Source organism: Streptomyces sp. Qhu_M48 (assembly GCF_051305195.1).
Lineage (GTDB): Bacteria > Actinomycetota > Actinomycetes > Streptomycetales > Streptomycetaceae > Streptomyces.
In genome coordinates this window covers 7346621-7358530 of record NZ_CP195432.1, presented here as the reverse complement: position 1 = coordinate 7358530, position 11910 = coordinate 7346621, and the positions used below count along the sequence as shown (strand labels likewise).

The 11910-nt window shown below is 73.3% G+C and carries 11 protein-coding genes; 5 read left to right on the top strand and 6 right to left on the bottom strand.

Annotated elements, in window-relative coordinates; translation table 11 throughout:
* Positions 1-33 precede the first annotated feature (33 nt).
* Complete coding sequence (locus tag ACRRSS_RS33000; RefSeq protein ID WP_435974663.1) at positions 34-420, top strand: DoxX family protein; 387 nt, start codon at positions 34-36, stop codon at positions 418-420.
* Between the two features lie 76 nt (positions 421-496).
* Here the strand turns inward: ACRRSS_RS33000 and ACRRSS_RS32995 are convergent, their stop codons facing one another.
* The 3 genes from ACRRSS_RS32995 to ACRRSS_RS32985 form a co-directional block, all read right to left on the bottom strand.
* Positions 497-2146: a transporter gene (locus ACRRSS_RS32995; RefSeq protein WP_435974662.1), complete on the bottom strand. Its 1650-nt coding sequence runs from the start codon at positions 2144-2146 to the stop codon at positions 497-499.
* Positions 2143-3006 (bottom strand): ABC transporter ATP-binding protein, encoded by an 864-nt coding sequence (locus tag ACRRSS_RS32990; protein ID WP_435974661.1) that lies wholly within the window; start codon positions 3004-3006, stop codon positions 2143-2145. Before ACRRSS_RS32990 ends, ACRRSS_RS32995 begins: the two co-directional genes overlap by 4 nt.
* Before the next feature lie 74 nt (positions 3007-3080).
* Positions 3081-3746: a bifunctional DNA primase/polymerase gene (locus tag ACRRSS_RS32985; protein WP_435974660.1), complete on the bottom strand. Its 666-nt coding sequence runs from the start codon at positions 3744-3746 to the stop codon at positions 3081-3083.
* Between the two features lie 279 nt (positions 3747-4025).
* Here ACRRSS_RS32985 and ACRRSS_RS32980 point away from each other — a divergent pair, with 279 nt between their 5' ends.
* Positions 4026-5408 carry a transcriptional regulator gene (locus ACRRSS_RS32980; RefSeq protein ID WP_435974659.1) on the top strand — a complete coding sequence of 461 codons (1383 nt, stop codon included), beginning with the start codon at positions 4026-4028 and terminating at the stop codon, positions 5406-5408.
* A gap of 123 nt (positions 5409-5531) precedes the next feature.
* Positions 5532-7025, top strand: coding sequence for a hypothetical protein (locus ACRRSS_RS32975; protein ID WP_435974658.1), 1494 nt, complete (start codon positions 5532-5534; stop codon positions 7023-7025).
* 32 nt (positions 7026-7057) lie between these two features.
* On the opposite strand, the gene ACRRSS_RS32970 is transcribed toward ACRRSS_RS32975, so the two are convergent.
* Positions 7058-8335, bottom strand: a complete 1278-nt coding sequence (locus ACRRSS_RS32970) for an ABC transporter substrate-binding protein (protein ID WP_435974657.1) — start codon at positions 8333-8335, stop codon at positions 7058-7060.
* 192 nt (positions 8336-8527) lie between these two features.
* Here ACRRSS_RS32970 and ACRRSS_RS32965 point away from each other — a divergent pair, with 192 nt between their 5' ends.
* On the top strand, positions 8528-8971 hold the full coding sequence (locus ACRRSS_RS32965; protein ID WP_435975485.1) for an SCO4402 family protein: 444 nt from the start codon (positions 8528-8530) through the stop codon (positions 8969-8971).
* Between the two features lie 70 nt (positions 8972-9041).
* Positions 9042-9893, top strand: coding sequence for a formyltetrahydrofolate deformylase (purU, locus tag ACRRSS_RS32960; RefSeq protein WP_435974656.1), 852 nt, complete (start codon positions 9042-9044; stop codon positions 9891-9893).
* Between the two features lie 13 nt (positions 9894-9906).
* Here purU and ACRRSS_RS32955 read toward each other — a convergent pair whose 3' ends face one another.
* Positions 9907-11229: a maleylpyruvate isomerase N-terminal domain-containing protein gene (locus ACRRSS_RS32955; RefSeq protein WP_435974655.1), complete on the bottom strand. Its 1323-nt coding sequence runs from the start codon at positions 11227-11229 to the stop codon at positions 9907-9909.
* The gene (locus tag ACRRSS_RS32950; protein ID WP_435974654.1) at positions 11226-11804 is read right to left on the bottom strand and encodes a sigma-70 family RNA polymerase sigma factor; all 579 of its coding nucleotides are present in this window, start codon (positions 11802-11804) and stop codon (positions 11226-11228) included. The genes ACRRSS_RS32955 and ACRRSS_RS32950 overlap by 4 nt, the downstream gene beginning before the upstream one ends.
* Positions 11805-11910: the final 106 nt, after the last annotated feature.

The window sequence follows — 11910 nt, the reverse complement described above, 5'->3', positions numbered from 1 at the left end:
CCGTAGCCCCACGACTCCGAGAGGGAACGTGCCATGAACGTCGCGCTGTGGATCGTCACCGGACTGCTCGCCCTCGTCTACCTGGCCGGCGGCGGCTACAAGGTGGTCACCCCCAAGGCGAAGATCGCGGCGGCCGGGCCGAGCGGTCAGTGGGTCGAGGACTTCAGCGCCGGAGGCGTGAAGGCCATCGGCGCCCTTGAGGTCCTGGCCGCCCTGGGCCTGGTCCTGCCCGCCCTGCTCGGCACCGCGCCGGTGCTCGTCCCCCTCGCCGCCGTCGGGCTGCTGATCATCATGGTGGGGGCGGCGATCACCCGGCTCCGGCGGCACGAGACGAAGCTCGTGGGGGTGGATCTCGTCTACATCGTCCTGATCGCCTTCGTGGTGTGGGGCCGCTTCGGCCCGGAGGCCTTCACCGGCTGACCGGTCGGGACGCGCGCGAACGGCCGTGGGCCCCGGCGATCGCCGGGGCCCACGGCCGTGTGCGAGGTGGGCGGGGCTAGCCCTTGCTGACCGCCGCCAGGATCTCCGGCAGGCGCTTCGCCGTGCGGGGCGCCGCCACCTTCAGACTCGCCCAGACGAGGAGCGCGCCGTAGAGCGTGCCCGCCGGGAGGAGGATCCACAGCAGGGACTGCCGGTCGGAGAGGTGGAACCAGATCGTCGCGCCGATCAGCGGCGCGCACAGCAGCGGGGCCGTGAGCATGCCGCCGAGGATCGAGATCCAGGCCAGACCGGCCTGCCCCGGGACCACGTTCTTGTAGCCGCTGTCCTGCGGGATCGAGTACGGGAAGACCGCGGAGGCCACCGCACCCGTCGCCAGCATCGCGCCGAGCAGGGCCAGCGCCAGGCCGACGGCCTCGGCGAGCCGCGACCAGTCGCCGAGGACGGCGGTCGTCAGGACGGTGACGAGGACCGCGTACGGCAGGGTGACGGCCAGCAGGGCCAGGGCCCGCGCCCGGAGTTCGGCGTACGCGTCGGCCGTCGTCGACAGGGTCTGCGCGACCATCCAGAACGCCGACGTGTCCTGCCCGAACTGGTTGTACATCAGCATGCCGAGCATGCCGGAGGCGAAGCACGCCCAGTAGATCGACCCCGTGCCCTGGAACGCGTTGAACAGCGGCACGATCAGACCGAGGGCGAGCGAGGTCACCCACGACGCCTTCGTCTTCGGATCGCGCCACAGGTACCGCAGGCTGCGTTCCATCACCGCGCCCGTGCGCCCGTCCGGCAGGATCCGGCCGAGCAGCCCCGTGGCGCCGGACCTGTCACGGACGCCCGCGTCGGAGGCCGCGCCGATCGTGGAGCCGTCCGGCTCGACCATCAGCCGCACCAGGCTCCGCCGCCACCAGTACACGAGCCCCGCGAGCGCGCCCGTCGTGAGCAGCAGCCGGGCCGCCGCCACCGCGTGTTCGCCGTCGCTCGCCGCGTCGACCGCGCCGATCGCGGCGGCCGGCGGCAGCCAGCCGACGACGGACGCCGCCGGTTCGAGCGTGTCCATCCCGCCGGGCTGCCCGAGGCGCTGGGCGGCGAAGTTCACGAGCTGCATGCCGACGGCGATGAGAAGGCCGCTCAGCAGCGCCAGGTCCCGGCCCTTGCGGGAGGTGAGCAGCCGGATGTTGGCGGCGGCCACGGCCCGGGACAGCGCCACGCAGGTGACGGTCAGGAGGGGCGCGGCGAGGACGGCGACGACCGTGCCGGCCGCGCCGTGCGCGACGGACAGGGCCGCGCCGGACGCCAGGAGGAGGGTGAGGACGGGCCCGATGCCGACGAGCGAGGCCACGAGCAGGGCCCGGACCAGCGGCCGGGGCAGCAGCGGCAGCATCACGAGCCGCGAGGGGTCGAGGGTCTCGTCCCCGCTGGGGACGAACAGCGGCATCACCGTCCACGCGAGCGCGACCGACCCGGCGAGGAGGACCGCGACGGTGTCGGCGTCGGCCTTGCCCCGGATGAGGACGAAGCCGAGCATCATGCCGGCGACGAAGACGACGCCGAAGACGATGGTGAGGATGTACGCGGCGGTCCGCCCGCCCGACTGCCTCAGCCCGTTGCGCAGCAGGCTCAGTTTGAGCCGCACGAAGACGGAGGTGAGGGAGGGCGCGGACCCGGCGGGTGCGGTCGTGGGGGTGGTGTTCGTCGTCACGGCACTCATCGCTGGGCCCCACCGGAGGCGCCGGCCCCGCCACCCAGCCAGTCCAGCGAGCCCCCGGCCGCCTCGCGCCCGTTCGCGCCGACCAGTTCGAGGAACGCGGCCTGGAGCGAGGGCGCGTCGCCCCGCACCTCGGCGAGCGGCCCCTGCGCCCGGATCTGGCCCGCCGCCATCACGGCGACCCAGTCGCAGAGCGACTCGACCAGCTCCATGACGTGGCTGGAGAAGACGACGGTGGCGCCGGAGGCGGTGTACCGCTCCAGGACTCCGCGGATGGTCTGCGCGGAGACCGGGTCGACGCCCTCGAAGGGCTCGTCGAGGAAGAGGACCTCGGGGTTGTGGAGCAGCGCCGCCGCGAGCCCGATCTTCTTCCGCATGCCGGTCGAGTAGTCCACGACGAGCTTGTTCCGCGAGTTCGTCAGGTCGAGGACGTCGAGGAGCTGCGCGGCCCGCTTGTCGACCTCGGCGCCCGGCAGCCCCCGCAGCCGTCCGCTGTACGCCAGGAGTTCACGGCCCGAGAGCCGCTCGAAGAGCCGCAGGCCCTCCGGCAGGATGCCGATCCTGGCCTTCACCCGGGCGACCGACTCCGGGTCGGCCCACACGTCGTGCCCGGCGACCAGGATCCGCCCGTGGTCGGGGCGCAGCAGGCCCGTGATCATCGACAGGGTGGTGGTCTTGCCCGCGCCGTTGGGCCCGACGAGCCCGATGAACCTGCCCGCGGGCAGGACCAGATCGATCCCGCTCACCGCGATCTGCTGGCCGAATCTCTTCCACAGACCCTCGACACGCACGGCGGGCACCGCACCGTCCGCCGGTGCGGCGCCCGCCTTGTCGAACGCTCCCTCGAATGCCTGGTCAGGCATGGTCCGTCATCCCCCTAGGTCGTCCCCGTCTGTACGGGGACACCCTAAGGGCGAGACCTGCCGCCGCCTCAGGGTCAGGACGTGCGGCTCCTCGCCTCCGCCGCTTCCCGGCCACACGCGTACGCCAGGGCGCTGATCAGCTCCTCCGCGTCGGGGAGCCAGCGGTTCGCCGGGGTGGGACGCCGGGCCCACTGCACGGCGCCGCAGCCGCCGATCCGGGTGGGCGGGGCCGCCACGTAGTGGCCCTCGCCGCGCGTCACGAGGTCGATGGCGGCCGGGACCCAGCCCAGCTTGCGGACGAGATCCGGCACCTTGGTGGCGGCGCCCGGCAGGACGAAGAAGAACATCCGGCGGTCCGGGGTGCAGGTCACCGGGCCGAGCGTCAGCTCCATCCGCTCCATGCGGGCGAGCGCCAGGAATCCGGCCGACTCGGGCACCTCGATCGCGTCGAAGGTGCGGCCCGTCGGCAGCAGGATCGACGCCTTCGGCTGCTTCGACCACATGCGCCGGGCCCCGACCCCGCTGCCCGTCGCCTGGGTCGACCAGTCGGGCCTGACCGCGTGGGCGCCGGGCACGGCACACGCCTCCGCGCCGCAGGAGCACCGCTCCCTGCCCTCGACGGCCTCCAGCCAGGTCCCGGGAAACACGTCCCAGTGCCGCTCTTCCGCGTACCGCACGGCGCTGTCCAGCAGCTGCTCGCCTCGCTGCTGGGGGATCTGTGCGGCGTCCGTGACTCCCATGGTCTCTTCCACGGTGAACACAACTCCCCCCGTCACCTGGGGTTACGGCCAGGGCGTCGAGCGGTGTGACGCATCGATCCTGCATGCGGGGCGCATCGGTGCACGGGCGGGGGCGCGCACGGGGCCGGGGAGCGGGTGATGGGTACGCACAGGTGGGGGCGCCGGCGGCGAGGACGCGGCTGACGTGTCCGGTTTCGCGTGTTCACATCGGCATTGACCGGATATTCACCGGGCAGTGATCTCTTCTCGTGATCACCGCTCGGCCTCAGGGGGTTACTCATGGCAGCCAGGCCACTCGTTCCGCGCCAGCTCAACGAACGGCTCCAGGCGCTCATCCAGCAGTCCGGCTGCTCCAACGCCGGTCTCGCCCGCAGGGTCAACATGGTCGGCGCGGAGCGCGGACTCGACCTGCGGTACGACAAGACGTCGGTGGCGCGCTGGCTGCGCGGGCAGCAGCCGCGCGGCCGCGCGCCGGGAATCATCGCCGAGGCGCTCGGCCGCAAACTGGGCCGGACGGTCACGATCGACGAGGTCGGCATGGCCAACGGCCGCAACCTCGCCGCCGGGGTCGGGCTCCAGTTCGCGCCGACCGTGCCCGGGGCGATCGAGCAGGTCTGCGAGCTGTGGCGCAGCGACGTCGGCCGCCGGGACTTCCTCTCCGGCTCCACGGTGGCGGCCTCCGCGCTCGTCGAGCCCAGCAGGGACTGGCTGATCACGGGGCCGGACGCGCACGTGGCGCGGATGGCGGGGGCCCGGGTCGGGGTCGCGGACGTGGCGGCCGTACGGGAGATGACGGCGGCGCTCGTCGACCTCGACCGGCGGTTCGGCAGCGGACACGTGCGCCCGGTGGTCGTCCACTACCTCAACAGCGTCGTGTCGGGGATGCTGTCCGGCTCCTACCGGGAGGCGGTCGGCCGGCAGCTCTTCGGAGCGGTCGCCCGACTCACCGAACTCGCCGGGTACATGGCGGTGGACACGGGTGAACCGGCGCTCGCCCAGCGGTACTACATCCAGGCGCTGCGGCTCACCCAGGCCGCGGGCGACCGGGGCTACGGCGGTTATGTGCTCGCCGCCTCGATGAGTCACCTCGCCGCGCAGCTCGGAAACCCGCGGGAGATCGCCCAGTTGGCGCGGGCGGCGCAGGAGGGGGCGCGCGGGAAGGTGCCGCCGCGCGCGGAGGCGATGTTCTTCGCGGCGGAGGCGCGCGGACACGCGCTCCTCGGGGACGTCCGCGCCTTCGAGGAGGCGGCCGGGCGGGCCGCGGGGGCCCTGGAGCGGGCCGATCCGGAGGCGGGCGACGACCCGGCGTGGATCGCCCACTTCGACGAGGCCTACCTCGCGGACGAACTGGCCCACTGCCACCGGGACCTGGGGCAGGCGGAGGCGGCGGCGCGGGCGGCCGAGCAGTCGATCGCCGGGCACCCGGCGACGCGGGTGCGGCGCCGGGCGATCGGTTTCGCCCTGCTCGCCTCGGCGCAGGTCCAGCAGCGGGAGGTCGAGCAGGCGTGCCGGACGGGGGCGCGGGCGCTCGAACTCCTGGGCACGCTGCGGTCGTCGCGGGGAGCGGAGTACCTGGAGGACCTGAGGGAGCGTTTGGAGCCGTACGCGGGGGAGGCGGTGGTGCGGGAGTTCGGGGCGCGGATGGAGCTGTACGCGGCGTAGTCCCTGGTGGGACCGCGCCCGTTCACGGAGGTTGTGTAACCGGGCTCACACGTGTGTGCGGAGCCCCGCGCGCACCCGGTAGCGTGGGCCGACGATTCCGTAGGTCCATCAGTAGGAGTCCCGGTGACGCAGAACGGACAGGGTCCGGAGCCGCAGTACCCGGCGGCGCCCCCCGCGCAGGACGCCCCAGGGGGAGCACAGCCGTGGGGTGGCGCCTGGGGTCCCGCCGGCGCCGCGCCGGGCGGGCAGCCGCTGCCGCCCGCGCAGCCCCTGCCTCCGGAGGCGGCGCCGGGCGGCTCCGCCGACATGCAGTCCACCCAGTACCTGCCGCCGGTCGCGCCGCAGCCGGGCTACGGCTACCCGGGGCCGGGCGCCCCGGGCGCCGCCGACCTGCAGGCGACCCAGCACATGGCCCCGGTGCCGGGCGCGACACCCCCGGCCCAGGGCGGGATGCCGCCGTCGGGCCCGCAGCCGGGGTACGGGTACCCGCCGCCGGCCGCCGGTCCGCAGCCGGGGTACGGGTACCCGCCGCCGGCCGCCGGTCCGCAGCCCGGGTACGGGTATCCGCCGCCCGCCGGGGACATGCAGGCCACGCAGCACATCGCCCCGGTGCCGCCGCGGCAGGGCGCGGGCGGGCACACCCAGTTCCTCGGCACGGGACCGCTCCAGCAGCCGGGACCCGGTGCCGCGGGCGCCTCGGACGCGACCCAGTACATCGCTCCCGTGCCGGCGCAGGAGCCCGGTGAGCGGCAGCCGCCCGCCGAGTTCGACAACCTCTTCCGTACGGAGGCCCCGCGGGCGCCGCAGCAGCCGCAGGCGCCGCGGCAGCAGGGCTACCAGCAGCCCGCGCCGGCCCCGTACCAGCAGCACCAGCAGCAGCACCAGCCCCCGCAGCAGCGCCACCAGCCGCCCCCGCCCCCGCAGCAGTACGCCTACCAGGACGCCTACTACGACGACGGGGCCGAACCCGAGCCGCCCCGCCGCAGGTCGCCGGTGGCGCTGATCGCGGCCGTCGTCGTCGGCTGCGCGGTCGTCGGGCTCGGCGCCGGTGCGCTCCTCAGCGGCGGCGACGAGAAGAAGACCCCGGAGAAGAGCGGCGAGAGCGTGGTGGCCGGCTCCACCGCGCCCTCCAGTCAGGCGCCCGCCGAGGAGCCCGCAGACCCGGCGGAGCCGCAGGCGAAGGAGCTGAGCAAGCTCCTCGCGACCAGCAGCGACAGCCGTGACACGGTGATCAGCTCGGTCGAGGCCATCAAGCAGTGCAAGAACCTCGACCAGGCGGCGAGCGACCTGCGGGGCGCCGCCGACCAGCGCCGGGGTCTCGTCACCAAGCTCCAGTCGCTGTCGGTCGACAAGCTCCCGAAGAACGCGGAGCTGACGGCCGCCCTCACCCGGGCCTGGAAGGCCTCGGCCTCCGCGGACGACCACTACGCGGCCTGGGCGGTCCAGATGAAGGACAAGAAGGCGTGCAAGGGCGGCAAGGCCCGCTCGACCAACCAGCTCTCCGCGGCGAACGCCCAGAGCGGCGAGGCCACCAAGGCCAAGCGTGAGGCGGCCGGGCTGTGGAACCCGACCGCCGAGAAGTACGGCCTGGAGAAGCGCAGCCCCACGCAGCTGTAGGGAGCGCCCCGGGGCTCATGGGGGTCAGGGGCTCAGGGGGCGCTGAGGACGGTCTCGCCGACGTCGACGAAGCCGGGCTTCTGCGCCACGAGCCGCCCCTTGCGGACCACCTGGAACGTCACCTCGTGGTTGACGATCCGGGGGAAGCCGGGGGCGCCGAGCAGGTCCTCGTACTTCCAGCGCAGCGCCGGGGTGAGGCCGCCGGTGTCGATCCGCTCGCCCCGGTCGAGGGCGTGGGCGATCTGACCGGCCGTGACGGTGTCCGTGTCGAGCGCCTCGACGACGTCCTTGAGGACCGTGTAGGCGATCCATGTGGTCTGGACGCCCGCGTCGGCCGGGTCGACGCGGTTGTCGGCGAACGCGTGCTCCTGGATGACCTCGCGCATCGGCGCCCAGCTCTTGTCGGACGCCTCCGGGTACCAGCCGGTGACGAACGCGCCCTCGAAGGGGCTGTGGGCGCCGCCGGTGCGGTCGATCACGGGCTGGCCGACGCTGCCGAGGACGGAGGAGATCCGGACGCCGTCCTTCTTCCCGCCGGAGCCGCCGTCGTCCTCCCGCTCGGGGAGGCGGCGGAAGGAGTCGAAGAAGGTCTGGGTGCGCTCGCCGAGCACGGCGGTGACACAGCCGTTCCTGTCGCCGGCCTTCTCGCGGGCCCGGTCGGCCTGCGCGGTGTACTCGGCGGCGTCCTCGACGGCCGGGATGTCGACCGCGCCGCGGTGACTCGCCTTGCGCAGGCCCGAGTTGAGGAGCTCGGGCAGCTTGTCCCCGGCGAGGGTGTCGGGGCGGACGAGGGAGACGGTGCGGCAGGAGCCGGCGAGCTGCATGCCGTGGCCGGCGATGAGGGAGGCCTGGCCGCCGTTGACGGGGTAGGAGAGCGGGCTGGTGAACTCGTCCTCCGAGATGCCGTAGCCGCCGATGTACGGGATGCCGGCGGCCTCCAGGGGGGCCATGAAGGCGCGGCCGTTCTGGCTGTACGAGCCGACGACCGCGACCGCCTTCTCGCGGACGGCCCGGCGGGCGCAGGCGGCGGCGCCGGTGCTGGTGTTGTGCTCGTTGCAGGTGAGGACACGCAGTTCGTGTCCGTCGATGCCGCCCCGGGCGTTCACCCACCGCGCGAAGGTCTGGGCCATGGCGGGCATTCCGGGCATGTTGGTGGCCCGGGTCTGGTCGGGAGCCCACGTCATCACCGTGACGGGCTCCCTGGAGCCCCCCGTGGCCCCAGGGAGCACACCACAACCGGTGAGCAACGAGGCTCCGGTCGCCGCGGTCGTGACGTACGCGAGGAGTGAGGTCAGTCGCCTACCGGTCATGGGCATGCACATTTCCGCCTCATGGGTAACGCGGCAGTGAGGACGGTTCAACGGTGGGTGACGTGAAAGTGAATTACGGGGGCCGCGAGGGGGCGACTCCGGTTACCGGACAAGGGAACGTACGATCGGAACGTGTCCAGTCCAGTCTCCGGTTCGGTGAACTCTTCCCGTCGCGGCCGTCGCTCCTCCACCATGGGCGGCATGCCGCTCAACGACATGCCGTGGTGGCGCTGGCGCAGCAACGTGCGCTCGGCGCTGCACATGCTCTCCGATCCCGACTTCCACCAGACGACCTGGCTCGCCGGCCTGGACGGGTACGGCGACGTCACCGACGCCGTCTACCGCCTGGTCGAGGACACCTGGCTCGACAACTGGTCCGCCGAGAAATACGTCGGCTCGATCTTCCGCGACACCGGCGAGGCCGCCCTCGTCGACGTCGCCGTCCTCCGGGTGCTCCGCATCATGCACCAGGTCGGACCCGACGCCCCCGTCTCCGCCTACCTCCAGCACCCCGGCTGGCCCGAGGCCGTACGCGCCGCCCGCGAGGCACACGTCCGCCTCGCCCACGCCGACGGCGAGGACCCGGACACACCGCCGCGCTCCCTCGGCGTGCTGCACCTCATGACCGGGTCGTGAACCGCCCCCGACCGTTCCGCCTGACGGACGGCCGGTCACCCCGGCTGCCCGGATGTGGCAGGCTGACGGGATGACCGACCAGTACGTCCTCACCCTCTCGTGCCCGGACAAGCAGGGCATCGTGCACGCCGTGTCGAGCTACCTCTTCATCACCGGCTGCAACATCGAGGACAGTCAGCAGTTCGGAGACCGGGACACCGGGCTCTTCTTCATGCGGGTCCACTTCTCGGCCGAGGCCCCCGTGAACGTCGACAAGCTGCGGGCCAGCTTCGCCGCGGTCGGCGACTCCTTCGTCATGGACTGGCAGATCAACCGCGCCGACGAGCGCATGCGGGTCGTCCTCATGGTGTCGAAGTTCGGCCACTGCCTGAACGACCTGCTGTTCCGCTCGCGGATCGGCGCGCTGCCGGTCGAGATCGTCGCGGTCGTCTCCAACCACACCGACTTCGAGGAACTCGTCGGCTCCTACGGGCTGCCGTTCCGCCACATCCCGGTCACCAAGGACACCAAGGCCGACGCCGAGGCGGAGCTCCTGGAGCTCGTCCGCGAACAGGACGTCGAGCTGGTCGTCCTCGCCCGCTACATGCAGGTCCTCTCCGACGACCTCTGCAAGCAGCTCTCCGGCCGGATCATCAACATCCACCACTCCTTCCTGCCGAGCTTCAAGGGCGCCAAGCCCTACCACCAGGCGCACACGCGCGGCGTGAAGCTCATCGGCGCCACCGCCCACTACGTGACGGCCGACCTCGACGAGGGCCCGATCATCGAGCAGGAGGTCGAGCGGGTCGGCCACGAGGTCACCCCCGACCAGCTGGTCGCGATCGGCCGCGACGTGGAGTGCCAGGCGCTGGCCCGCGCGGTGAAGTGGCACGCGGAACACCGCATCCTCCTCAACGGCCGCCGCACGGTCGTCTTCGCCTGACCCCGCCCGAGGTCTACAGGCGGCTCAGGGACGCCGCCGCCGACAGGACGTCCCTGATGGCCTCGCGGTCGCCGTCCTGACCCGCCGCCGCTTCCTCCGGGGAGATGTGGCCCGCCACCAGCCGGCAGAACTCGACCCCGTCCATCGCCACCTGCGCCACCGCCAGATCCGGCGAGCCGACCGCCGCCGGCGAGTCGAGCGCGATGTACCAGTTGCCGCCGCCCGCGCCCTCCACCTCCAGGTGCAGTGAGCGGCCCGGCGCGCCCGCCGTGACCAGCCGGCGGGCCGGGGACGCGAGGCCCGTGCGCCGGCGGTTCGCGAGGGCCGCGGGAAGCAGCCTCGCCGCCAGGTCGATCATGTCGTGGAGGTGCGCGCCGCTCGGCGGCGCGTACGGGTACGCCACCGCGTTCGCGATGTCGTCCGCGTGCAGCCAGCACTCGAAGGCCCGCTCCAGCAGGGAGTCCCGGAGCGGCAGTGCGAAGTCCTTGTACGTGACGGTCAGGTCCGCGATCCCTCGGCCCGCGAACGAGACCGTACGGATCAGGGTGTGGCTGTGCTCCCGCCACGGACCCCGCAGCGTCCGGTTCGGCGGCCGGTCCTGGCTCGACCAGAACGCCTCCGTCCGCTCCGAGGGCGACAGTTCCGGCGTGCCCCGGCCCAGCGGGTCGTCGAGTCCGAGCGCCGACGACACGAGGCCGTCCACGGCGAGCAGATGACCGATGACCGCGGCGACCGTCGCCTTCCGGCGGACGATCCGGTCCTCCTCGTACCACTTGAGCCGCACGGGCGCGTGCCACTCGGACTCGCCGATGTCCCGGAGCAGCGCGTCGAGCCGCGCGGTCTCCGCGTCGTACGGCGTGACCCAGGCGGGCACGGGGATGCGGGCCGGGCGGCGGCCCAGACAGTTCTCCAGGACCCGGGACCGCAGCAGCGGGTCGAGGTCCAGGTCGCGGTCCTCGTGGAGCAGTGCCACGGCGTCCCGGAGCCGCAGGGCCTCGTCCGCGCACGGCGCGCAGTTCGTCAGGTGGTCCTCGACGGCCTGGGTCTCCCCGGCCGAACACGCCGAGAGTGCCCACGCCCCGAGGAGGGACTTGAGCACCCTGTGGGTGAGGACCGGCACCGGGTCCGCCGCCTCCGGCCCGGGTTCCACCCCCGACGTCTCCTCCGTCTCCCCCTCGTACGGCTCGTCCCCGTACGCCTCCGCCGTCGGGTCCGCCGTCGGGTCCGAGGTCGGGTCCGCCGTCAGGTCCGCGTGGTCGTCGGCCGCCCGCCGCGGCCCCGGTATCCACGGGGCGCGTGCGACGCCGTTCCCGTCGTCGTCGTTCGCCCCGGTCACAACGTCCGCCCGTAGCCCGGCGGGGCGCCGCCCTCGGCCGCCCGGTTCGCGGAGGAGAGCAGCTGGAGTCCGAGGCGGAGGCGCCGCCGCGCCTCGTCCTCGGTGACGCCGAGGTCGGCGGCGGTCTGGCGGTAGTCCCGGCGCTGGAAGTACGCCAGTTCGAGCGCGGCCCGCAGCGGGGTCGGCATCGAGGTCACGATGTAGTCGGCGCGGGCCGCGATCGACGCCCGGCGCACCTTCTGCTCCAGCTCCTCCACGGAACCCCGGCCGGTCTCCGCGTACGCCGTCGCCTCGGCCTGCCGCAGCCGGTGGACGGCCTGCCGCTGGGTCAGCTTGGCGACCCAGGAGCGCAGGTTCCCCTGCTTGGGGTCGTACGCGTCGGGGTTCTCCCAGATGTAGCCGAAGACCTCACGGGTGATCTGGTCGGCCGCGTCGTCGTCGTCGAGGACCCGGTGGGCGAGGCTGTGCACGAGGGCGGCGAACCGGTCGTACAGCTCGCCGAGCGCGGCGGCCTCGCCGCGCGCCAGCCGCTGCTGCATCCTGCGGTCCCAGCGCGGTGGTGTGTCCATCGCCATCCGAACTCCGCCCTCCCGGCCACCCGGTCTCCCCTCCAACGTAGTGGCCCCTGCCGACAACGCACCCCCGTTTGCCTCAAGTGCGCCCTTGACGCGGACCCGGATG